General features: G+C 69.1%; 22 protein-coding genes and 1 tRNA gene. 10 read left to right on the top strand and 13 right to left on the bottom strand.

The window, feature by feature from the left end; genetic code table 11:
- Positions 1–37: 37 nt before the first annotated feature.
- The 4 genes from AB2U09_RS19370 (at position 38) to AB2U09_RS19355 (ending at position 3,673) form a co-directional block, all read left to right on the top strand.
- Entirely contained in the window at positions 38–1,255 is a 1,218-nt protein-coding gene (locus tag AB2U09_RS19370) for a DUF8167 domain-containing protein (protein WP_459194389.1), read from the top strand.
- On the top strand, positions 1,252–2,481 hold the full coding sequence (locus tag AB2U09_RS19365) for a cation:proton antiporter regulatory subunit (RefSeq protein WP_459194388.1): 1,230 nt from the start codon (positions 1,252–1,254) through the stop codon (positions 2,479–2,481). The genes AB2U09_RS19370 and AB2U09_RS19365 overlap by 4 nt, the downstream gene beginning before the upstream one ends.
- Before the next feature lie 119 nt (positions 2,482–2,600).
- Entirely contained in the window at positions 2,601–2,978 is a 378-nt protein-coding gene (locus tag AB2U09_RS19360) for a DUF7857 domain-containing protein (RefSeq protein WP_459194387.1), read from the top strand.
- Positions 2,975–3,673, top strand: a complete 699-nt coding sequence (locus AB2U09_RS19355; protein WP_459194386.1) for a MinD/ParA family ATP-binding protein — start codon at positions 2,975–2,977, stop codon at positions 3,671–3,673. Before AB2U09_RS19360 ends, AB2U09_RS19355 begins: the two co-directional genes overlap by 4 nt.
- A 133-nt stretch (positions 3,674–3,806) precedes the next feature.
- On the opposite strand, the gene AB2U09_RS19350 is transcribed toward AB2U09_RS19355, so the two are convergent.
- On the bottom strand, positions 3,807–5,300 hold the full coding sequence (locus AB2U09_RS19350; protein ID WP_459194385.1) for a DUF7125 family protein: 1,494 nt from the start codon (positions 5,298–5,300) through the stop codon (positions 3,807–3,809).
- A gap of 117 nt (positions 5,301–5,417) precedes the next feature.
- On the bottom strand, positions 5,418–6,335 hold the full coding sequence (locus tag AB2U09_RS19345; RefSeq protein ID WP_459194384.1) for a transcription initiation factor IIB: 918 nt from the start codon (positions 6,333–6,335) through the stop codon (positions 5,418–5,420).
- A gap of 326 nt (positions 6,336–6,661) precedes the next feature.
- Between AB2U09_RS19345 and AB2U09_RS19340 the strand changes: the two genes are divergently transcribed.
- A complete protein-coding gene (locus AB2U09_RS19340) occupies positions 6,662–7,399 on the top strand; it encodes a DUF1028 domain-containing protein (protein WP_459194383.1) in 738 nt (245 codons plus the stop codon).
- A 36-nt stretch (positions 7,400–7,435) separates the two neighbouring features.
- On the opposite strand, the gene AB2U09_RS19335 is transcribed toward AB2U09_RS19340, so the two are convergent.
- Complete coding sequence (locus AB2U09_RS19335; protein WP_459194382.1) at positions 7,436–8,698, bottom strand: M20/M25/M40 family metallo-hydrolase; 1,263 nt, start codon at positions 8,696–8,698, stop codon at positions 7,436–7,438.
- Positions 8,699–8,840: 142 nt separating this feature from the next.
- Here AB2U09_RS19335 and AB2U09_RS19330 point away from each other — a divergent pair, with 142 nt between their 5' ends.
- Positions 8,841–9,785, top strand: coding sequence for an aldo/keto reductase (locus AB2U09_RS19330; RefSeq protein ID WP_459194381.1), 945 nt, complete (start codon positions 8,841–8,843; stop codon positions 9,783–9,785).
- Positions 9,786–9,845: 60 nt separating this feature from the next.
- Here the strand turns inward: AB2U09_RS19330 and AB2U09_RS19325 are convergent, their stop codons facing one another.
- The 5 genes from AB2U09_RS19325 to AB2U09_RS19305 all read right to left on the bottom strand — a co-directional run bounded on the left by AB2U09_RS19325 (position 9,846) and on the right by AB2U09_RS19305 (position 12,422).
- Positions 9,846–10,340: an RNA-binding protein gene (locus AB2U09_RS19325; protein ID WP_459194380.1), complete on the bottom strand. Its 495-nt coding sequence runs from the start codon at positions 10,338–10,340 to the stop codon at positions 9,846–9,848.
- A 77-nt stretch (positions 10,341–10,417) separates the two neighbouring features.
- Complete coding sequence (locus tag AB2U09_RS19320) at positions 10,418–10,651, bottom strand: DUF8028 family protein (RefSeq protein ID WP_459194379.1); 234 nt, start codon at positions 10,649–10,651, stop codon at positions 10,418–10,420.
- A 108-nt stretch (positions 10,652–10,759) separates the two neighbouring features.
- Positions 10,760–11,023, bottom strand: coding sequence for a DUF6684 family protein (locus tag AB2U09_RS19315; protein ID WP_459194378.1), 264 nt, complete (start codon positions 11,021–11,023; stop codon positions 10,760–10,762).
- Positions 11,024–11,197: 174 nt separating this feature from the next.
- Positions 11,198–11,803 carry a response regulator transcription factor gene (locus AB2U09_RS19310; protein WP_459194377.1) on the bottom strand — a complete coding sequence of 202 codons (606 nt, stop codon included), beginning with the start codon at positions 11,801–11,803 and terminating at the stop codon, positions 11,198–11,200.
- A 13-nt stretch (positions 11,804–11,816) separates the two neighbouring features.
- Positions 11,817–12,422: a DUF7504 family protein gene (locus tag AB2U09_RS19305; RefSeq protein ID WP_459194376.1), complete on the bottom strand. Its 606-nt coding sequence runs from the start codon at positions 12,420–12,422 to the stop codon at positions 11,817–11,819.
- Positions 12,423–12,695: 273 nt separating this feature from the next.
- On the opposite strand from AB2U09_RS19305, the gene AB2U09_RS19300 reads away from it, so the two are divergent.
- Positions 12,696–12,768, top strand: a tRNA-Asp gene (locus AB2U09_RS19300).
- A 638-nt stretch (positions 12,769–13,406) separates the two neighbouring features.
- Here the strand turns inward: AB2U09_RS19300 and AB2U09_RS19295 are convergent.
- Entirely contained in the window at positions 13,407–14,408 is a 1,002-nt protein-coding gene (locus tag AB2U09_RS19295) for a DUF5784 family protein (RefSeq protein WP_459194375.1), read from the bottom strand.
- A 168-nt stretch (positions 14,409–14,576) separates the two neighbouring features.
- Between AB2U09_RS19295 and AB2U09_RS19290 the strand changes: the two genes are divergently transcribed.
- Positions 14,577–14,747 carry a DUF5786 family protein gene (locus AB2U09_RS19290; protein ID WP_459194374.1) on the top strand — a complete coding sequence of 57 codons (171 nt, stop codon included), beginning with the start codon at positions 14,577–14,579 and terminating at the stop codon, positions 14,745–14,747.
- 112 nt (positions 14,748–14,859) lie between these two features.
- Here the strand turns inward: AB2U09_RS19290 and AB2U09_RS19285 are convergent, their stop codons facing one another.
- Together AB2U09_RS19285 and AB2U09_RS19280 are read right to left on the bottom strand one after the other, a co-directional pair.
- Positions 14,860–15,726: a YkgJ family cysteine cluster protein gene (locus tag AB2U09_RS19285; protein WP_459194373.1), complete on the bottom strand. Its 867-nt coding sequence runs from the start codon at positions 15,724–15,726 to the stop codon at positions 14,860–14,862.
- 42 nt (positions 15,727–15,768) lie between these two features.
- Complete coding sequence (locus AB2U09_RS19280) at positions 15,769–17,208, bottom strand: ATP-binding protein (RefSeq protein ID WP_459194372.1); 1,440 nt, start codon at positions 17,206–17,208, stop codon at positions 15,769–15,771.
- Between the two features lie 174 nt (positions 17,209–17,382).
- Here AB2U09_RS19280 and AB2U09_RS19275 point away from each other — a divergent pair, with 174 nt between their 5' ends.
- Entirely contained in the window at positions 17,383–17,586 is a 204-nt protein-coding gene (locus tag AB2U09_RS19275; RefSeq protein WP_459194371.1) for a DUF7561 family protein, read from the top strand.
- A 461-nt stretch (positions 17,587–18,047) separates the two neighbouring features.
- On the opposite strand, the gene AB2U09_RS19270 is transcribed toward AB2U09_RS19275, so the two are convergent.
- Together AB2U09_RS19270 and AB2U09_RS19265 are read right to left on the bottom strand one after the other, a co-directional pair.
- Positions 18,048–19,400: a hypothetical protein gene (locus AB2U09_RS19270; RefSeq protein WP_459194370.1), complete on the bottom strand. Its 1,353-nt coding sequence runs from the start codon at positions 19,398–19,400 to the stop codon at positions 18,048–18,050.
- A 90-nt stretch (positions 19,401–19,490) separates the two neighbouring features.
- Complete coding sequence (locus AB2U09_RS19265; RefSeq protein WP_459194369.1) at positions 19,491–20,846, bottom strand: hypothetical protein; 1,356 nt, start codon at positions 20,844–20,846, stop codon at positions 19,491–19,493.
- Positions 20,847–20,952: 106 nt separating this feature from the next.
- On the opposite strand from AB2U09_RS19265, the gene AB2U09_RS19260 reads away from it, so the two are divergent.
- Positions 20,953–22,800, top strand: coding sequence for a helicase C-terminal domain-containing protein (locus AB2U09_RS19260; protein WP_459194368.1), 1,848 nt, complete (start codon positions 20,953–20,955; stop codon positions 22,798–22,800).
- Positions 22,801–22,810 lie beyond the last annotated feature (10 nt).

Genomic DNA, 22,810 nt, shown 5'->3' with positions numbered 1-22,810 from the left:
CGTTCGATACAGACACACATGACATGGAGGTACAAGGATGGCGTCGCTGCCAGTTGAGGTGCTGATCGGGATCTCCTTCGGGGTCCTGATCGGGATCGTCCCGGCGTTCGTGGTGGGGCTGTCGAGCTTTCTGCTCGGCTACTACGGCGGATACGACGTGCCGCAAGTCGCCGCCGTCGGGGTCGCGCTCCCGATCGCCGCTGCGAACGGATACTACGTGGGACTGATAGGGAACAGCGTCGAACAGGCGCCGCGGCTGCTGGTCGGGGCGCTCGTCGCCGTGATGGTCGCGCTGTACGCCAACAGTCAGGGAGCCACGCTCGCAGAGCGGGTCCCGCGAGACCTCTCACAGGCGACTCAGAGCCAGCGGACGCTCTCGGCCGAGGCGGTCGACGCGGTCGACGGGTCGGGGCAGATTACGATCCGGGCGTCGGGAGAGATCCGTGACATCGAGGGACACCCGCCGCTGTCGCCGGACCTCCGGCGAACCCTGGAGGACGGGGCCTGGCGGCTCCCCGCGGACCTGCCGCTCTCGGAACTGGAGACGCGACTCGCCGACCAGCTCCGGACCGACTACGACCTCGTCGACGTGTCGGTGTCCGTCGACGCCCGGGGCCGTGCGTCCATCGCGGCGGCACCGCCGTCGCGAGACCTGGCCGAGCGCGTGCCCGACGGCTGGCGCGCCGTCTCCATCGACGCGCTGTTGCCGACTGGCCTCGCGCCGGGCGACGAAGTCACCGTGGAAGCGGGTTCAGCGACGGCGTCGGGGCACGTCCTCAGTGCGAGTGTCGACGCCGATCGGAGGTCGGGCCCCAGCGGGGGTTCGAACGGGAAAGCCCCGACCGACGGCGAGGACGGCGCGCTCGTGCAGTCGCGCGCCGAGACCGAGGGCGGTCCGGGTCGGGTGACGGTCGCGCTTCCCACGTCCGAAGCGCGCTCGTTGCTCGGCGCCGAGCGCGGACAGCTCCGCGTTACGTCGCACGGGACCAGCCACACGTTCGAGGCGTTCTCGGAACTCGAGCGCGCGGGGCAGTCGGTCCGGAAGGTGCGCGTCGACGACGGATCGGCGTTCGACGACGTCGAGGTGATCGGCGTCCGGGGTGCCGAGGGCGACGGCACCGACAGCGCGGGCTGGGAGTTCCAACCCGGCGACGACGCCGTCGAGACGGCCACGGAGGCGTTCGTGGTCGGTGACGTCAACAGCGAGGCGATGCGCGAACTCGCCGTCGACGCCGACGCGGAGGTGGCCCGATGATACCCGCAGTCCCGCTCCAGCTCGTCACCGACTGGACGACCAACGCGCTGTTGCAGATCATCGGGTACGGGCTGTACGCCAGCGTGACGGCGCTGGGCGTCTCGTTCATCTACCGCGGCTACACGACTCGCGCGATCCCCGTGGGAGTGGCATCGATCATCGGCCTCTCGTTCGTCGCCCTCTCGCTGAACATCACGGCGCTCGTGGAGCCGGCGATCATCGGCGACACCGGGAAGCTCCACTACGCGACAGCGACGTACCTCCTCGGCGTGTTCATCTTCGCGACGATCAACGCCGAGGTCGGTCGCCGGATCGGCGACCACTTCGCCTGTGACGTCTTCGACATCGACCGGCTCGACGCGACGGGCGCGGTCGCCCAGCTGTTTCGGTCGGCGAACCTGCTCGTGACCGTCGAACTGCCGGCGACCGTCGAGGACCTCGACGGCTACCCGACCGTCGACGAGGAGACAAAGCGAGAGCTCGCCGGACGGCAGATGCAGTTCCCCCGCCGACTCTCGGACGGCGAACTGACCTCGCGGCTGGTTACCCGTCTGGAGCGGGACTTCGGCGTCGGCCACGCCCACGTCGAACTCGCGGACGACGGCGCGGTCGCGTCGCTCGCGGTCGGTGAACGCCCGTCCGGCATCGGCCCGTCGCTCCCGCCGGGAACGGTCGCGCTCGCGGTCGAGGGCGACCCTTCACCGGACGTGAGCACGGGCGACCCGGTCGAGGTGTGGGCGACGGGCGGCGACTCCGAGCGGCTCGTCGCGACGGGGAAGTTCCGGGCGACCGTCGGCGACGTTGCCACGCTCACAATCGGGACGAACGCTGCCGAGGCGTTCGACGCCGACGAGAGCTACCGGCTGGTGACTCGGCCCGACACCGCCAGCGACGTGAACGAACTCGTCGCGACCATCTGGGAGGCCGACGAGACGGTCACCGCGGTCACCATCGAGGACGGCGGCCCGCTCCACGGCGAGTTCGTCGACTGGCTCCCGGTGAGCGTGCTGGCCGTCGAGCGCGACGGCGAGCCGATCCCGTTCCCCGCCGAGAACGAGACGCTCGAGGTCGGGGACACCGTCTACGTCCTCGGGACGCCCGAAGGACTCCACAGCCTTGCGGAGTACGAACCGCAGCGCGACGGCGCCGCCGCACCGGACGCCGACGACGACGGCGATGGCGGGGAGTCCAGCGACGGGCTGTTCGCGAAGGTCACGGGCGACTGATCTCGCATTCACGACAGCGGGGCCTCCAGTGCTTTCTCGCGGGTTTTCCCCGGATGCTCGACGCTTCGGAGCGTGGGTGCGTGTTGAACTTTATACAAGAGCGGGGAACCAATGACGGTATGGTAACGGTCGAGACGGACACGGACCGGCGCGACGGGGTGACCCTCGTCACGGCGCGGGTGACCAACACGCTCGGCACGGCACAGACCGTCCGCCTCGTGAACCGACTGGACGGGCCGGTCTGGCCGCCGCGGTTCGGCGACGTCACCGCACCGGAGTGGACCGACGGGACGTGGGAGGGGACCATCGAGCCCGGACAGTGCATCGGGGTCGGCTACGCCACGCCCGCCCCGCCGTTCGACGACCCTGACGAGGAACCGTTCGAGGTCGCCTCCTCGACCCGCTCGACGGGCGAGGCCGAGGTCGACTCGCGCGAAGTGCTCGCGTCGCTCGACGACTGGTCGCCCCCGAGCGACACCGTCTTCTCCGACCGATGATCCTGGCGGTCACCGGCGGGAAGGGCGGTGTCGGGAAGTCGACGACCTCGCTGAACCTCGCGCGCGAACTGGACGCGGTGCTGGTCGACGCCGACCTCGCGACCCCCGACCTGCCGCGGGGTCGCGGGCCGGACCTGCACGACGTGCTGTCGGGCCGCGCCGGCCCGCTCGAAGCCGTCGAGGAAGTCGGCTCGATCCGATTGTTGCCCTGCGGGCGAAGCCTCGCGGGCGCGCGGGCGGCGGATCTGGGAACGCTGGAGCGGGCCGTCGCGACCGTCGACCGCCAGTTCGGACGGGTCGTCATCGACTGCCCCGCCGGTCTGGCGCGAGACGTCGGCTATCAGCTCCACAGCGCCGACGCGGCCGTCATCGTGACGACCGCCAACCGCCCGGCGTTGCTGAACGCCTTTCACACAAGTCACCTCTCGCGGAAGCTCGACACCCCGGTCGTCAGTACGGTCGTCAACAAGGCGACCGCCGAGCGCGACCGCACTATCGCTGCCAGGGTCGAAGACGAGATGGGCGCCCCGACGACCGTCGTCCCGAAGCGGCCGGCGGTCGCCGACTCGATCGAAGCCGGCGTCCCGGTCCGTGAGGCCGCACCCGACTGCGACGCTATCGACGCCTTCGAGACGCTCGCCGAGCGGATCGAGCGGAGCGAGCGACAGATGAGCGAACGTGCCGGCCCGGCCTGACGCCGACGCGCGACCTGCCTCTCGATACCGACACTGCGGAAACTGGTTCCTGCTCGCCGGCCGCTCTCCCTCTGTTCGTCGGTCGCGATCAGTCTCTGACGTTCGTCGTCCGGTTCCCGGCCACCCGAGTCGATTAGCGGCCGCCCTGGTCGGTGCCGTCGCCGTTCGGGGTTCCCGCGAGCTGTTCGGCGGCGGCCGCACCGTTGCGCTGCCCGTGGTGGTTGGTTGCGGCCGCTCGACCGTTCGACCCGTTTGCGAACGAGAGTTCGAGGGGGCCGGTGCAGACCGCCGCGTATCGGAACTTCGGGACGGCCAGTCGGTCGAGTCCGGAGTCGGTGGCCTCGAACTCGAAGACGGCGTCGGCGACGTGCTCGGTCGAGGGCCGGTTCTCGGGCGGCGTCGGCCGCGAGAGACAATGTAGAAGCGCGAGGCCGTCCGACGCCACCATTCGCTCTTTGAGCGTGTTGAGGAACGAGAGATACGAGTCGCGGTCGGCGCGTTCGAGTCGCGCCATGCCGTCGACGATCAGGTTCGAGCCGTCGGGGAGTTCCTCGACGAGTTCGGTCGCCTCCTCGAGGGCGCCCTCGCCGGTGAGCGACCGGACCGTGGGACTGCCGACGTCGACGGTGACGGCGTCGAGCGCCTGCCTGACGCTCTCCTCGGTGCGTTCGGTCGTGATGTACAGCGTGCCGCGCGTCGCGGTGAACTGCGAGAGGAGGTACTCGGACTGGCTGGCCGGGTCGGCCGAGAGCACCGCCACGCTGCCCGGCGGCAGTCCGCCGACGGCCTCGTCGAGCGCGTCGATCCCGGTCACCATGTGGTCGGTGGGGTCACCGTGCCACTGGAATCCGCCGGTCTCGTCCTCGGCGGGCCCGTCCCGACCGACGCCGTCGGCCTGCGCGCCTTCGCTTCCCTCGCCGGATGAGCCAGTCGTGGCCTCCGCCCCAGGGGCCTGCTCGGCCGCCTCGGGCCCGTCGGCGGCGTCGTCGGACTCTGCCTGCTGGGCACTGGACAGCGCAGCCACGGCCTCGTCGTACGCCTGGCGGGCGACCTCGGAGGAGAGCGGCGACTCCAGTTCCGGGACGACCGCCAGAACGGGGACCTCCAGCCGGGACTCGACGGACGGCGGTAGTTCGTCGCAGTGAGTCACCACCGCACCCAGGACGGGGACTTCCAGACGTCGGGCGACGTCGACGGTGGTTTGCGCGGCACTGAGGCTCTGGTCGCTCCCGGTCGTCACGACGACGACCGCGTCGGCGACCGCGATCGGTTCGATAACGTCCGGACCCGCGCCCGAGGGGCAATCGAGCAGGACCTCCGCCGAGTCGGCCTCGAGCCACTCGAGCACCGTATCGATCTCCACGTTCTCGGAACGTTTGGGGCCCGGGAGGACGTGGACGCCGGGCTCGCCTGGCGTCTCCTGAGCGACAGACTGCCAGTGAGTGTCCCTGTCCAGCGCGGTGACCGTCGGCTCGCGGTCGACGCCGGGGATGACGTGTAGATCGGGCAACTGGCGGTCGGTGTCGATGGCCAGACTCTGCCGACCGGCGCGGGCGAACGCGCCTGCGAGTCCGAGTGTCGTCGTCGTCTTCCCGCATCCGCCTTTCGCGCCTGCGATGGCGATCATGCCCCTAGTGGTCCCCTCATCTGTTTTCAACCTACACACGATCAGGGGGTGCCAGCGGGTCGTGACGCGGGGCGACTCTACTCCTTTCCCACCGGTGTCAGACCGCGGCCGACGGGCTCACGAAATCGATTCGAGGTCGGACACCGTCGAACCGATCGTCATCCGCGAGACGTCCGCCAGCTCGGCCGCTTGGCTCTGTTTCACCTCGATGCCGCGCTCGTTCGCGGCCTTGTAGAGGCAGGCGGCGGCGACGCCGCTGGGATTCTTCCCGCCCATGCGACCGGATTCGACGAGCATGACCGCGTACTCGCGGGCGCGGCTCTCGACGTCGGCTTCGACGTCCAGATCCGAGGCGTACCGCGGCAGGTACTCCGTCGGGCTTATCGGCCCGATGGGAAGTCCCAGTTCCCTGTTCAACGCGTCGTAGGCGGTCTTGAGCTCGCTCCGGTCGGCCCGCGCCACGTCGACGATTTCGTCCATCGTCCGGGCGATTGACTGGGTCCGGCAGGTGGCGTACACCACCGCGGCGGCGAACCCTTCGAGCGACCGCCCGCAGAGCAGGTCCTCGGACTGGGCCGAGGAGAACAGCGAACACGACTGATCGCGGACCGACGTCGGCAACGACATCGCCGACACCAGCCGTCGGATCTCCGTGTAGGCGTAGAGCTTGTTGCGCTCGGCCTTCGAATCGAGTCGCGCCCGGTTGTGCTGGCGGCGCATGCGGACCAGCTGTCGCTGGCGGGCGCCGGACACCTCCGAGCCGGTCCCGTACCCGATCTCGGTCGACAGTCCGCGGTCGTGGCGCGAGGCCGTCAGCGGCGCGCCGGTGCGTCGCCGGTCGGTCTCCTCGTCGAGCGAGCGCCACTCCGGGCCGCGCTCGACGGCGTCCTCCGCGAGGACGAGCCCACAGTCTTCGCAGACCGTCTCGGTCTCGGATTCACGAAGCGTCCCACCACATTCGGAACACGCCCGGTCCGCGTCCAGGTCGGCTTCGGCGTCGATACCACTCCGTTGTCGCTCCGTTCGTTCCCTCAAACGTACTCCCCCGTGCAACCAGATGTGTAAACTGGCTTTACTGCAATAACTGTTTATATTTTATCTAAACATTTCAGAACACGCACCTGTAGCTGTTCGATACGGGGACAATCCGCTCACAGTCGCGATCGCGACTCGTGACCGGAGATGACGCGAAACGTCCCCCCACTCGCTCTCGGACTTCCACCCGATCGGCCCCCGCCGATACCACCCATGTCACACAGGGGAACTAAAAACGTACCGGAGGGTTCGAGTGGTTGCCACGAACGGTCCCGCGATCGGAGCGTGACCAAACACTGAGGGTGGTCGGGACCGATCCGGCAGCCGTGACGTTCAGCATCTGCGTTCGCGAGTCCTACACCGACGAGTCGGGCGCCGAACAGACCCGGTTCGGTGTCGCGGTGACGACGCGGCTGGCCGGCGTGGGGACGCTCTGTCCGTTCGCCAGCGAGTACGGCGCCGTGGCGACACAGAGCCTGGTCAACGTCGACCTCGGCCGCAAGGGCATCGAGTACCTGGAGGACGGACTGGCCGTCGAGGACGCACTGGAGTCGCTGCTGAACGCCGACGACGGGCGACCGCAGCGACAACTCCACGGCGTCGGTGCCGAGGGAGAGTTCGCCTTCTCCGGCGAGGAGTGTCGCCCGTGGTACGGCCACGTCGTCGGCGACAACTACACCGTCGCCGGCAACCTGCTGACCGGCGAGGACGTCGTCGAGGCGACTGCGACGGCCTACGAGGCGAGCGTGGCTCCCGCGGTTCCGAGCGACCCGACCACCGACGCCGACGCACCGCTGGCCGAGCGACTGATCGACGCGCTCGCCGCCGGGCACGAACTGGGCGGCGACAAGCGCGAGGACCTGCACGTCCAGAGCGCGGCGCTGCTCGTGCGGACCACGGAGGACCGGGAGATGACCCCCTACTACGACGACCTGCGCGTCGACGCGACCGAGACGCCGATCGAGGACCTCCGCGAGACCTACGGACTCGCGAAGGAGGGCTACGAGATGGCGATGGCCCGCTACGCCGACGACTACGAGGACGACGAGAACGCCGGCAACTGAAGCCAAAAGCCGGGACAGCAGTGAGGGGACGACCGCTCACTCCGACAGGAACCTCCGCGCGGTCCCGACCAGCACCTCGCCGGCAGTCAGCACGTCCGGCCAGTGGATCGACTCGTCGGGGAAGTGCGCCTCCTCGATGCGGCCGGGACCGAACACGACGGTCGGGATCCCGGCCTCGATGTAGTGGCGCGCGTCGCTGCCGTACGTCTCGCCGACTGGGGCAGTCTCGAAGCGTCCAGCGGCGGCCAGCGACTCCTGCAAGGCCGCCACGACGGGGTCCTCTGAGTCGCTCTCGGCGGATTCGAACTGGACGCCGAACCGTTCGAACGCCGGTGGATCGATCGGCCAGTCGTCGGTCGCCGCGAGGGCGTCGAGCGTGTCTCTGATTTCGCGTTCGACTGCGTCGAGCGACTCACCGGGTGCGACGCCGGCGCGGAACTCCGCGGTCAGTGTCCCGGGGACGTTCGATGCCCAGGTACCTGCTTCGATGCGGCCGATCACGATCGGCCACGGCGTCTCGAAGCGCTCGTACAGCGGGTGGGTAACGCGCTCGCTCCGCTCGGCTTCGAGATCCGCGAACGCCCGCTGCACCTGCCCGAACGCCGGAAGGACCGACTCGCCTTCCCACTTGCGCGCGGCGTGGGCGGGCGTCCCCGAGATTTCTACCCGTCCCATCAGACACCCCTCGGTCGCCGTGACGACGCGCATGTCCGTCGGTTCAGCGACGATGGCGGCGTCCCGCTCGAACGGATAGGGGTTCGACAGCGCCGCGCTCGCCGCGCCGACGCCGCCGTCTTCCTCGCCGGCCACGCTCTCGACGACGATTCGACCGTCGAGGTCGAACTCGCCCGCCTCGACTCGGTCGGCGAGGTGTCGCGCGGCGAACACGCAGGCCGCGAGTTGGCTCTTCATGTCCGCCGCGCCGCGGCCGACGAGCCGGTCGCCGTCCCACCGCGGTTCGAACGGGTCGCCGGTCCACCCGCTCTCGCCGATGGGGACCACGTCGACGTGCCCGTTCAGGACGAGCGTCCGCCCTGTGTCGGTGTCGCCGAACTCCAGAACGCCGGCGACGCTCGGGCGGTCCGCGACCGCGAGGTCGGCGGCCGGTGCGAACGATGGGTGGTCGGCGAGAGAGTCCGCATCCGCAGTCCACGCGTACGTCTCGAAGCCGAGGTCGGCGAAGCGGTCGCGGACCCACTCCTGGGGGGGCGCCTCGCCGCCGGCGGTCGTCTCGAACCGGACCAGCCGCTCGGCGAAATCCCGCGTTCGGTCGCCGTAGGCGGCCGCGAAATCCTCCATCGTTCGCCTTTCGGGCGGCCGGATCTATCAGTCCTCGGGCGCGGCGTGCCGGTTGCGAGACGCTCCGGCGTGCGCCACCGCAGACACAGCGTGCCTTTCCGGATTCCGTAGCGTTACACAGGACCACGCACACGGTCCGCACATGGAGTACACCAAGCTCGGTTCGACCGGCGTCGACGTCTCGAAACTCTGCTTCGGCACCTGGCGCTTCGCCAAAGAGTCCGGCGGGACGGTCGAGACGGACAAGGAGACCGCCCACGAACTGCTCGACACCTTCGACGAGCACGGCGGCAACTTCATCGACACCGCGAACGTCTACGGCGACCCGAACGGGACCAGCGAGGAGTGGATCGGCGAGTGGCTCGACGACCGCGACCGCGAGGACTACGTGATCGCTTCCAAGGTCTACTGGAGCGCGCGCAGCCGCTTCGGCGACAACCTCTCGCGGAAGAACATCCGCGCGGAGATCGAGGGCACCCTCGAACGCCTCGGGACGGACTACATCGACGTGTACTACATCCACCGCTGGGACGACGAGACGCCCATCGAGGAGACGCTGCGGACGCTGACCCGGCTGGTCGAGGAGGGCAAGGTCCACTACCTGGCGGCGTCGTCGATGGCGGCCTGGCAGCTGACGAAGGCGCTCTGGACGAGCGACGTCGAGGGACTGGAGCGGTTTGAGGTGACACAGCCGCGGTTCAATGCCGCCGACCGCCCGCAGGAGTACCTCGACGTCTGTGCCGACCAGGACATCGCGGTCTGTCCGTGGTCGCCGCTCGACGCCGGGTTCCTCACCGGGAAGTACGACACGGACGACCCCGAATCGGGCTCGCGCGCGGATCTGCAGGACTGGGACCTGGAGTTCTCCGATCAGCAGTGGCGGGTCCTGGACGCCGTCCAGGAGGTCGCCGAGGAGACCGACGCCACGCCCGCTCAGGTCTCGCTCCGCTGGCTGACCGACCAGCGCGAGTTCACCTGCGTCCCGATCTTCGGCGCCCGGACCGTCGACCAGATGGAGGAGAACCTCGGTGCGGTCGACGTCTCGCTGTCGGACGACCAGTACGACCGGATCGACGAAGCCTACTGAGACGGCGCCGAGAGACTCAAGAAGAGAATTCGGACCAAGCTGCTCGCTTCGCTCGCGCGCTCAGACGGAGAACTCGAACAGGTCGTCGCCCACGTGGTGGATGGACTCGACGACCTTCCCGGAGTCGCCGACCATGTCGTCGCCGCCGGTCTTCGCGCGGCCGATGGCGAGGAACTTCCCGTGGCCTTCCTCGTTGATGGCGACCAGATCGCCCGCTTCGATGCCCTCGTCGGCCTCGACGATGCCGGGGCGCATCACGTCGGCGCCGTCGGAGACGAAGGAGATGGCGCCCGCGTCGACGGTGACGATTCCCCGCTCGGGCGGGTAGGCGTTGGCGCCCTGGACGGTGAGGAACGGTTCGTCCTCGCCCGCTTCGGTCTCGACGTAGAGGACGAGCGGTTCGCCGTCGACGAGGACGACGTTCCAGTCGCTGTCGTCGAACTCGACCTTCTCGAAGCTGTCGGCGTCGAGCGAGACGCCCAGCCGCTCGTCGAGGGCGTCTTCGATCTCCGCCACGGCGTCGGCGCGGAGGTGGTGGCGCGACTTGACGTTCATGTCTCGACGTGGGCCCGGACAGGGGATAAATCGACCGTTCCGCGACCAACCAGCAGCGCCCCGCTCGGGTCGCCGGATCAGCGACCCGGCCCGGACAGGTGGCGGCGACCAGCGAGGAGTGCGACGCCGTGGGTCGTCCACAGGGCGACGAGCAGCGGCATCGTCTCGGGGGAGAACCCGCGGAGCGCGAACAGCGGCAGGTGGACGCAGGGGAGGGCAACGGCGGCCCAGAAGGCCAGGCGCTCGGCGACGCCGAGCGCGTCGGCGAGGGCGCGACCGAGCTGCCGGCGGGAGGGAGTCGGGGCGCTCATCCGTACAGGTAGGTCACGCCCCACCCCTCAAAAGACGGCGAACGTTCAAACCGGGGTTTGAGTTATCCCGCGGCGAGCGATTCGCGTCGGTCGGTCGGCGAGTCGACATCAGTACTTCTCCGCGTCGTTCTCGGTGACCGACTCGGTCCGTCGTTCGTCGCGCTGGATGACTCGCCCGCTGACGTAGGTGAGGATCGTCAGGAGGAGGAGGGGAACGAGCGTGAGTACGTGGCCCCAGAAGACGAACCACGGGTCCCACCCCCACGGGTTGTACAGCCAGAACATCGCGTCGAGGAAGGCGAGGATCCCGATGGGGATGAAGTTCACCGTGAGGTCGAGCCAGGTGTCGTCGGTGAGGTTCAGGTAGCTCATCTGGATATCCCCGGCGCGAGCCGCGCCGTACGGGCGATCCGAGCGCTTCCCGCAAAGCCGCCGGGCTTGCGATGCAAAGCCACGGCTCCCGAGCGGCACAGCCGAGCGTCGAGAACGAACGATGGAACGAAAACCGGGAGAATCCGGGGACAGAACTCGAACCGTCAGCCCCGTTCAGGGGTCGTCGAGGTTCCGCAGGGCGGCGTCGTAGGCGTCGGCGCTGTCGAGGTGTCGGAAGACCTCGTCGAGTCGCTCGTCGAGTTCCGTCAGCCGTCGGTCGAGTTCGGCGTCGTCGCCGTCGTCGGCCGTGGCACGCTCGCTTGCCGTCTGGTAGTACGCTTCGAGCGTGGTCCGGTAGGCCGCGCGGCGATTGAGTCGGTCGACGGTCGCCAGGAGGTGGTCGTCGGCGACCGGCTTGACGAGGTAATCGTCGAAGGCCGTCGCGTCGAGCTCGAGCGCCTCGTCGGTGAGCGCGGCGACCTGACAGTCGGCGTCGTCGGTGCGGACGCGTTCGAGGACTTGCCGCGCCGAGAGCCCGGGGATCTCCGGGTCGAGCAGCGCAACGCTCACGTCGGGGTCGAGACTCGCGAGCGCGTCGGCGCTGTCGTAGGCCGAACGGACGGTGTAGCTGTCACGGAGCACGGCCGCGATCTCGTCGGTGACGGCGGGGTCGCCGTCGGCGACGAGTACGACCGCCGACCGCGGGTCGCTCGGCGAGCGTGTCGCCCGCTCCGTTCCGGTGCAGTGGGTTTCGTCGGTGTTCATCTGTTCGTGAGTCATGCCGCCCGGGGGTTCATTCACCAGTGACGCTGGCCGTTCGGAGGTCGACGACGCTGTCGAACAGGACCTCGAACGTCCGGATCGTCTCGGCCTCGTGGACGTCCGGATTCATGTGGTAGTGCGCGACGGCGCCGGTGCGCTCGACGCTGCTGGTCATGACTTCCAGGAACTTGAATACGTCCCGCTCGTCGGCCCGCTGGAGGAGGTCGCTCACCGAGTGGACGCAGACCGCCGTCTCGCCGTCGGCGGCCAGCCGGCTCAGGTGTCGCTCGACCGTCTCGCCGAGGTCGCCCAGATCCGCTTCCGCGGGGACGACCTCGACTACAGCGTCGGTCGGCGCCGCGGTTGCGTCTCCCGCCGCGGCTGTCGACCGCGCGCTCGTCTGGACGTCGATGACCGTCGCGTCGCCAGGGTCAGCGTGGTCGTGGCCCGTCCACGCTGCCAGCCGATCCGGGGGCGACGCCAGACACGAGACCAACAGTCCGTGACTCCGTCCTTCCGGGCCGTGTAGCAGCCCGCCGCAGACTTCGGATCCATGGCCGCCCACTGACGGCTCCAGCAACAGCACGTTCGACGGCATCTCTGTACCCTCCCCGTTCGTGTCCGACTTGGTACTCATTTCAGTGTCCCCGGAGTTGACGACGACGTAACTCCGCTAGAGGTGTAACGGACTTCGCCACGCAAGTAAGTTCCGCTGGTGTTATCAGTCCTGAAACGGCGTGTCACGGGCGATACGCCGTCTCACGATAGTGGCTGACGTGGAGAACCCTCGCTGGTTCACTAGACGGTTCCGCTGTCGGGACTCGCTGCCGTGGGGTGTGTTGGTCCCCCGTGGCATAGGGCGCTCGTTTGGAAAGCCTTAAATCTACATCCGGCAAAGCGAGTAATGCGTGCCCGGGTGGTGTAGTGGCCCATCATACGACCCTGTCACGGTCGTGACGCGGGTTCAAATCCCGCCTCGGGCGTTTCTCGAAATTCACTCCCCGTGGAGTTTCATCTCCACGCAACGCTGAATTTCGTGTCCGCCGTCCGGGATTTGAGGTAGACCGAGGTTCTGCGCCGCAGGCGCAGGTTCTCGGGCGTGGTTCAAATCCCGCCTCGGGCGACTCTCTGAGTTCAACTCGTGAGCTGCTGGCTTTCCGTCGCGAGTTCAACGGGCGCCTCTCTGGGATCACAACCGCAGGGACCGCTGTGAGTTGAACGTCCTCGTCGCGTTCGCTAGCGATTCGACTGTCGCGGACAGCAGGCGATGAAAGTCCTCGGCGGGCTCGCGGTCGCTGTGCGGGATATCCGCGCTCTCGGCACCGCCCGCGCGGATAGGGCCCGCGCAGACGACTGAACTGCACGCGAGCCCGCCTCGCCCGTTCAGTCCACCAGGAACCGCGACCACACAGCACCACACTGCACCCGCACAGCACCGCAGCCAGCCACACCCTCCCCAACCGATTGCGTTGTCTGCGGGCGACCCGAGCGTCGCCCACATGGCCCGAGGGACCTTCGGTCCCTCGCTGCTCGTCGCAAGCTCCTGCGTTACTCATCCCTCGCACGATGCTGTCGCGGCATGAACGCCGCGACAGCGGGCTCCATCCGGAAATTCGGTCAGTCAGAGCCACTCGATGCCGTCGTCGAGGTCGAGAGGGACGTCGCCGTGGCGGTAGCCCTCGCAGCGGCCGTCGGGGCGGTAGCGGAAGACGACGGTCGGCTGGTACCCGAGCGAGGGGCGCTCGGCGCGGATGGGGTTCCACTCGTCGTCGCGGAAGGAGGTGCAGTCGACGAAGAGGACGGCGTCGTCGTGGATGGCGAGCTGGTCGCGGGTCTTCGAGTCGACCGTGCGCCGGAGTGCGGCGATGGCGGTGCCGGCGTTGCGGTCTCGCGGTGGCATCGGGCGGGTGACCTCGACGAGGCGCTCGCCGCCGGGGGTCTCGACGGCGAAGTCGAGGGCGTGGCCCGAGTCGCGCTCGGACTCGGGGACGAACGGGATGCCGGCGTCGGCGAGGAGCTTGGCGGCGTTGAACTCGCCCATGGTGGCGCGCATGCGGTTGAACTCGTTGCGCTCGCTGGTGCCGAGCTTGGCGGCCATCGTGTAGCGGTGGTCGTCGAGGACGCCGGTCGAGAGGAACCGCTCGTAGAAGGCGAGGGCGTCCTCGCGGGTGGCGTCCGGGAAACCTGCGGCGTCGTCGCGGAAGAACGCCCGGGTGGTCTCGCGGCCGTCCTTCGAGAAGAGGACGGGGAGGAAGAACCACGCGACGTACTCGTAGGCGGCGAGCCACGGGGCCTGTCGTTCGAGGTCGTAGGTGAGCTCGCGCTGGGCCCAGCGAGCGACGCCGAAGGGGGCTTCGTCGAAGGTCTCCTTGTCGGTGCGCCAGAGGACCTCGGGGGTGACGGTGTTACCGAGCCAGTAGGCGCCGTCGTCGTTCCAGACGAACAGCGCGAGGTCCCCGTTGTCCATCTCGATCCGGCGAGCGGTGTAGCCCTCCGGAGCGTCGATCTTCGGCGTCGTCAGTCGGGCGCCGAAGCGGTCGTCGAGCGAGGCGAGGAGCTGACGGCGCACCCGCTCCTCGTCCCAGCGCTCGGTCGACCGCCGAAAGCGAACCGGTCCGGCCATGTCCGGAGGGGGGACCGCCAGTCGTATACACTGTTCGGACTCGTCGTCCGACCGCCCGGCTATCCCGCCCGTCACTCCGAATTCGAGGGGTTCCCGGCCGCTACAGGAATATTGGTACTGACCGTTAGATTGATAGGTGTTAACTCACAAGTATGGGTGTGATTGACAATGTCTATGGGTGCATATGACGAAGTGGAGCACGAGCGGCGGGAGCGGAAAAACAGCGAAGTCGAGGTGAGCGACGACGACCGGCGGACGGAGTACCGCGGCAAGGTCGAGTACGAGAGCGACGAGTCCACCGAGGAGCTCCTCGACCAATTCAAAGAGATCAACTCCTGAACGCAGCCCTACTTCCTGCGTCGACTGCGACCGCCCAGCGGCGGTTCTACTCAGTCCGGCAGCGTGGATCTATTCGGTCGCCCCCAGAACGGTGCGAATCGAACTCCGACCGTCACGCCTCCCAGCCGGGCGTCCCGGGTGCGCCGCGCTCGTCCTCGACTGTTGTGGCCACCGTCGGGTCAGGAGACTCGTCGGCGGCCGCGCGTTCGGTCCACTCCGCGAGCGCGCCGTCGACCCACGAATCGGCGTCGAGCGCGCGCTCCCGGGCTTGCTCGTAGCGGTCGTCGTTGACGGCGAGCGTCCCGGGGCTCGACGCGGCGGCGACCGCCACGAACTCGGCGTGGTCGGCTCGCGTCGCTTCGCCGTCGGCGAGTCGCTCGACGGCGTCCTCGACACGGTCCGGTTCGGGGTGGACGAACACCCGTGACCCGACGGCACCGGGACCGATAGCGGGGTCCGAGTCAGCGGGCGGCTCATCGTCGAGGAGCCGGTCGTCACCGTGGGCTCGCTCGACGCGTTCGCACTCGGTCTCGGCGTCGAGCGCGAGGTTGTCGCCGGGGTAGGTCGAGCAGGTCTCGGGATAGCTATCAGTGCCGTGGATGCGACACTGAAGGGTCTCCGGGTCGAGGAAGACGCAGGACGGGAGCCACTGCGGGTCCGAATCGAAGGGCGCGACCGGTTTAGGCACCTTCTCGAGCCCGACGAGGAAGGCGGGCCGACCGCGGACGGCGGCGACGTCGACGCCGCCGACGGTGACGCTCGGGCCGTCCTCGATGCGGAACAGCCGCGCGACCATCGCGCCGGCGTGGCCGTCGGCGAGGAACGCGCGCACCTCGTCGCACGACAGCGGGACGAGGTTGTCGATGTCGTCGAGCGGCCGGTAGCGGCCGCGGCGCTCGTACCCGTGGTCGAAGTCCTCGGGCGCGAGCGCTCGCCAGTCGAGACAGCAGCCGGCGCATCCCTCGCAGTGCACCTCCATACCTCCGCCGTTGGCAGCCGAAGCGGAAAAACCCGACTCCGGTCAGCCCTCTACCGGGGGCGAGGTGTCGTCGGGGATCTCGCCGAACTCGAAGCGCGCGCCGCCGCTGTCGCTCTCGGTCACGTCGACCTCCCAGCCGTGGGCCTCGGCGATAGTCCGGACGATGCTCAGGCCGAGGCCCGTCCCCTCGTCGCTCGTGGAGTAGCCTGAGTCGAAGACGCTCTCGCGGTTGCTCTCGGCGATACCGGGGCCGTCGTCGGCGACGTAGAAGCCCTGCCTGACGTCGAGGTCGCCGATGGTGACCGACACCTCGGGACCGGCGTGCTCGACCGAGTTCCTGAAGACGTTCTCCAGCAACTGCTGGAGGCGTCCGCCGTCGGCCAGTAGCGTCGCGTCGGTCTGTACGTCGAGCGCGGCGTCGGTGGTTTCGACCACTCGCCAGGCGTTCTCCGCGACGGACGCGAGGTCGACCGGCTCCGGGTCGCTGACGGTCTCTCCCTCGCGGGCGAGCGTCAGGACGTCCTCGATGAGGTCGTCGATGCGGTACAGTGACCGCTCGACGGCGTCGAAGTGCTCCTCGTCGCCGTCCTCGCGGGCGAATTCGAGGCGGCCGAGCGCGACTTCCAGCGGGTTGCGCAGGTCGTGGGAGATGACGCTGGCGAACCGCTCGAGGCGCTCGTTCTGGCGTTCGAGCTGTTTCTCGTACTTCTTGCGGTCGGTCACGTCGCGAGTCACGCCGACGATACCGAGGACGTTCCCGTGCTCGTCCCGCCAGGGCGCCTTGGAAGTGGTCACGTAGGTCTCCTCCAGGTCGTCGCCGTAGGCCTGCTCGATCCGGTCTTCGATCGACTCGCCGGTCTCGACGACGTGGCGGTCGTCGGCGACCGCCCCCTCCGAGAGCGTCGGCGGGTAGAGGTCGAAGTCGGTCTTGCCGACGATGTCCTCGGGCGTGTGGTGGCGCTTGCCGTCCGGACTCTCCAGGTACGGCGGCCCGTTCAGCCCCAGCGCCCCGTCGCTGAGGCGGACGTGGCGGCTCTGTCGGTCCTTGATGTAGATGGACAGCGGGACGTTCTCCAGCAGCGAGTCGAGCATCGTCGACTCGCGGCGCTCTTCCCGGCGGCGCTCGATCACCGGGCGGAGCCGGTCCAGCGTCGCGACGCGGTCGGTGTCGGCGTCGACCTGCAGGTACGTCTCGACGCCGAGTTCGGTGGCCGTCGCCAGCGGGAATGACTCCCCGCCGGCGAGGACGATGACCGGCAGCGACGACGAGAACTCGCGAACGGCCTCGACGACCGCGGGACCGTCGAAGGAGCCGTCGCTGTCGCAGACGACGGCGTCGAACCGGCCGTCGGCCAGCGCAGCGTCGGCGTCGACCGGTGGCGTCCTCCCCTCGACGGTGAGCCCCTCCCCCGACCCCTCCCACGCATCCGCGACTGAGCTGGCGTTTTCCCCGACGTACAGGACGGCTGGTGGTGTGTGCATTTGACAGGCTCCGAGATGATTAGAATCGATTACCACTGGGGGATGATAAGTGCGTGGATTGTAACCACGGCGAACAGTCCGGATCGAAATCACGACCGCGCGGACGGTTCGGACCGCTGCCTCTCGGACGAGCGGGGCCGCGACGTTTTTGAGCGCCCCCGACCTACGCCGGGTATGACGACCCGGCAATGCGACGGCTGCGGCGACGAGGTGAGCATCGCCGGCGGCATCGCCGACATCTGGACGCTCGAGAAGTCGACGACCGACGGCATGACCCTCGAACTCGCCGACGGCTCCGAACATTTCCTCTGTTACGACTGCATGGAACGGCTCCCCGACGACTACGAGCCGACCGCCGAGGACGTCGCCGATCTATAGCGGCCGCTCCGGAACGAGTCCTGAAAAAGGCGTTCTGGTATTCTCGGACCTTACGCCGGATGACCAAGGAACCGCCAGTTCATGCCCTGAGGTGACGATTCAGTGGCGCGCGCTGTCGCGCGTCTCGTCGCGCGACGGCACCGTGCGAGGGATGAGTAACGCAGGAGCGGAGCGACGAGTAACGCAATCGGCTGGGGAGGGTGTGGCTGGCTGCGGTGCCGTGCGGGGTGGTGCAGTTGCCGTTCCTGGTGGACTGAACGGGCGAGGCGCGCTCGCGTTTATTGTAGTCGTCTGCGCGGGCACTATCCGCGCGGGCGGTGCCGAGAGCGCGGATATCCCGCCGCAGCGACCGCGAGCGCGGATATCCCGCCGCAGCGACCGCGAGCGCGCCGAGGGCGTTCATCTCTATTCCGCAGTAGCGGTTCCAAGTATTGCTAGCGAGCGGACCGATCTCCAGACCTCTAGGCGTCGGGGCCGTGGTGTTCGGCGAGCACGGCCGACGTGTCGTTCGCCGGCGACTCCCAGACCATGCTGATCTCGTAGCCACTCTGCGCACCGACCGCGACCGAATCGCCCGCTCTGACGCCGCCGTCGTCGCTGCTGGCTGCTCCCTGCCACGGGCCCGCGCTCGTCTGGTCGGCACCCTCGACGTCGGCGAACCCGCTCCCGCGGACGAACAGGGCGTCGCTGTCCACCGTATCACCACCCTCGTGGGTGATCGTCACGGTTCCGACGCCGTCGCCCGTCGACTCGTAGTCGAAGGCGAAGGAGACGGCCGGCGGCGCCCGCGACTCGGACTCGATGGCGGGCCCCGGGAACTCCCCGGGGAACTCGGTCACGTCGCCCGACGCGACCAGCGCGGTCGCCGTCACGACGCGGCCGTCGGTCCTGACCGTCGGCGACCCGCCGAGGAACGCCTCCGAGTCGCCGGCCCAGTCGGCGACGGCATCCCGATTCGCATTCTCGGTGAAGACGACGCCGGCGTGAACGCGGGTCTGCTCGCTCCCGACGTGGTAACCCATCCCCTCGCCGACGGCCCCTTCGAACGTCTCGCCCGCCTCGTGCGTCCGTCCCTGGACGACGTGGGCGTTTCCGAGCGTGTCGACGAGGCGGTCGCAGTCGGTGACCGCGTCGACGTAGCGTTCGCCGTTGCCCGTGCGGGCGTCGACGATGGCCTCGACGACGGGTTTCTTGTCGCTGGTGTCCCTGCTGGAGAAACTGCCGACCGTGACGAGCATGTTGTCCCGGACGGCGGCCGCTCGGGTGTCGTCGGCAGTGAAGATGCGGAACCCGTGGCGCGCCGGGCCGGTCGAGAACCCGAGCGAGCGCAGGTCTTCCTCGACGGGCGTGCGGTCGAAGTCGGCCTCGATGACCGACGCCGAGCGAGCGAAGCGGTGGAAGGCGGTCGCGTCGCCGACCGTGTCGATCGCGGCGATCGGGTAGGACTGCTCGAACGTGGTCAGCGCGCCCGATCCGAGCGCGTCACCGAACTCGGTCAGCGCCTGCGGCGCCATGGACATGAAGGCGTAGCCCGACTGGTCGATGACGCTCGGCGACGGCATCCACTTCGTCAGTTCGGCGGTCGGCGTCTCCGGCCGAGTTCCCACCGGCGTCGCCGTCGGCGTGCCCTCCGGCGTCGGGCTCGGCGTCGGCGTGTCGCCGCCGCTCTCACCGGACCCGTCGCTCCCGTCATCTCCCCCGTTCGATCCATCGGTCTCTCCCCCGCCCCCGACGCCCAGACACCCTCCGAGCGACGAGAGGACGGCGACAGCTGCTCCCCCACGTTTCAGTGCGTTCCGACGCGTCTCCGGCATGAACTCCGTGTATTCCGAGTGCCATCAAAGTAGTTGCGGAGTTGACCCGTCGGCGTCGCGTCTGCAGACCGCCGTTCTCCGCCCGTGAGGCTACGCGTCCGGTCCCTGGCCTTCCATGATCGTCGACGCCGTGTCGCCGTCTGCGCTCTCCCAGACGACGCTGATCTCGTAATCGCTGGCTGCCCCGACGGTGACGCGGTCCCCGGCGGCGACCGATTCGTCGTCGCCGCTGGCGGACCCCTGCCACTGGCCGGCGCTGGTCTGGTCGACGTCCTCGACGTCGGCGAACCCGCTCCCGCGGACGTAGAGTTCGCTCCGCGGGATCGCGTCGCCTCCCTCGTGGCGGATTTCGAGGGTCCCCACGCCGTCGCCGGTCTCCTCGTAATCGAACCCGAACATCGCCGTCGGGGTCCGCTCGACCGCCCGGTTCGCCTCGCCGGGGAGCTGCGAGTGGAACTGATCGATATCCGAGTTCGAGACGGTCGCCGTCGCGGTCACGACGCGCCCGTCGACCGTCGTCCCGGGTTTCCGTCCGTAGAAGACGTCCGCGTCGCTCGCCCACTCGAGGACCGGCCCCTTGCTGGTCTGCCCGTCGCGGAAGATCACGGGCGTTTCGACGCGCGTCTCCTCGGTCCCGACGCGGTAGACCACGCCGCCGCCGACCGCGCCGTCGAAGGTCTCACCCGGTTCGTGGGTCCGCCCGCGGATCAGGTGGCCAGTCCCGAGCGCGTCGGTCAGGCGCTCGCAGGCCGACACTGCCTCGGCGTACCGGGTCGCTTCGCCCGCCTCCGCGTCGACGACCGCCTCGACCGTCGACCGCGCGGCGTCGGAGTCCTCGGATCCAGCGGCCGAGACGAGGGCGTCCTCGCGGACGGCCGCCGCGCCGGATTCCCCGACGTAGAGCGTGAACTCGCGGCGAGTCCCTGCCTCGGAGAAGCCGCGCGCTTCGAAGCCGGCGGCCGCGTCCTCGACGGCCACGTCGGTCTCGACCACCGTCGCCCGGTTGGCGATCGCGTGCACGGCGCTTGCGTCGGCGTACGAGTCGACGCCGGGGACGCCCGCGTCCCGCTCGAACTCGGCGACCGCGCCGTCGCCGAGGCTGTCCTTCAGGTCGACGAGCGCGCCGGTCGCGACCGAGACGAACGGGTAGTGGTCGCGGTCGAGCGCGGTCGGCGCCGGCAACCACGCCGCGTAGTCGGCGTTGCCGAGCGTGCCGTCGGGGGTGGCCGTCTGGGCGTCGGTAGCGGTCTCCGTCGCGGTAGCCGTCGGCGTCTCGGTCGGCGTGGCCGTCGGGGTCGACGTATCGGTCGCGGTGTCGGTGTCGCCGCCGGCCCCGCCTGCTGAGTCCGTGGGGGTTCCGTCGCCGTCGGCGAGACAGCCGGCAACCGAGCCGGCGAGGAGGGCTGCGCTCGTCCGCTTCAGGAAGCTGCGTCGCGGGGATGTCATCGACCCAGGATTTCCGCGCCGCTGGTAAATACTTGCTGTGTGACAGGGGGCGGGATCGGTCGAGCCTTCCGGCAGTTTTACGCTCCCGGCACCGGTTTGGTCTCCCGTGCAACCGGGTCGGATATTCGACGGGTTCCCGGCGCCTTCCTACCGCGGCGCTCAGGAGCAGGCCCTTGCCGACATCCGCGACGCCTTCGAGGGCGACAACGACGTCGTCCTCGTGCGCGCGCCGACCGGCAGCGGCAAGTCCCTGCTCGCCCGCGCCATCGCCGGCTGCGCCCGCACCGCCGGCGAGAGCGAGGCCGGCGAACCCATCGACGCCTACTACACGACCCCGCAGGTCTCCCAGCTGGACGACGTGGCCGGCGACGACCTGCTCGCCGACCTGAAGGTCATCCGCGGGAAGAACAACTACGACTGCATCCTCCCCGGCGAGACGGACACGCCCGTCGACCAGGCGCCCTGCGCCCGCGAGCGGATGTTCGACTGCCAGGTCCAGCATCGCTGCCCGTACTTCTCCGACCGCGCCATCGCCGCGAACAACCGCATCGCCGCGATGACGCTCGCGTACTTCATGCAGACCGCGGGCTCGGACGTCTTCGGCACCCGCGACGTGCTCGTGATCGACGAAGCCCACGGACTGGGCAACTGGGCGGAGATGTACGCGACGATCGACCTCGGTCCCGACACCGTGCCCATCTGGGACGCCTGCGAGCCGCCCGCGATCGACGGGCTCGACGACGCCGTCAGCTACGCCGACACTCTCCACACGATGGCCGGCCGCCGGCTCACCGAAGTGCGCCAGCAGGCGGAACTCGCCCCCGAGGAGGCCGCCGAGCGCGACGCGCTGGTCAAACTCCAGTCGGACCTGTCGTGGTTCGCCGAGGACTACCGCGACGAGGAGAGCGGGACGACGTGGGTCGTCGACCAGTCCGACGGCGCGGGGACGCGAGTGACGATCAAGCCGATGGCGCCCGAGAAGTACCTCAAACACACCGTCTGGGACCGCGCCCAGAACTTCGCGCTGCTGTCGGCGACCATCCTCAACAAGGACGCCTTCTGCGCCAACGTCGGCCTCTCGCCCGACCGCGTCGCCCTCGTGGAGGTTCCCCACACCTTCCCCGTCGAGAACCGGCCGCTGTACGACGTGACGCAGGGGAAGATGACCTACGAGGCCCGCGACCGGACCATCCCAAAGGTCGCCGAGACGCTCGTGCGGATCATGCAGGCCCACCCATCGGAGAAGGGGCTGGTCCACTGCCACTCCTACGCCATCCAGGAGCAACTGCTGGAACACCTCCGGGAGTACGGCGTCGACTCGCGCGTCCGCTCGCACGACGCGGCCGACCGGGACGCGCAACTGTCGACGTGGAAGCGCGTCGACGACCCCGACGTCTTCCTCTCGGTGAAGATGGAGGAGGCCCTCGATCTGGAGGGCGACCTCTGTCGCTGGCAACTGCTCTGCAAGGCGCCGTACCCGAACACCCGCGACTCCCGCGTCGCGGCGCGACTGGAGGACGACCAGTGGGGCTGGTACTACCGGACCGCCCTGCGGACCGTGATCCAGGCCTGCGGGCGCGTGGTGCGAGCTCCCGACGACCACGGGGCGACCTACCTCGCCGACTCGTCGCTGCTCGACCTCTTCGATCGCGCCCGCGTCGACATGCCAGACTGGTTCGCCGAGCAGGTCGACCGCATGAGCGAACCCGACCTGCCACCTGTCGACACCACGGCCGCGACCGGATCGAGCACTGCGAGCGGGACCAGTCGCTCGCGGTCGTCGGGACCGGCCGGTTCCAGCGACGACTCGGCGGGCGGGTCCGCCGGGGCCTCGGCGTCGGGGTCCGGATCGGACGACGACGACGGCGACGGCCGCTCTCGCGGGGGTCGCCGACGCTCGCGCCGTTCGAAGTCCAGTTCCAACCCCATCGCGGACGTGTGGGACACCGAGTAGGGATTGCCGC

This window comes from Halosimplex yunnanense (assembly GCF_054504345.1).
This window is presented reverse-complemented; position numbering and strand designations above follow the sequence as displayed.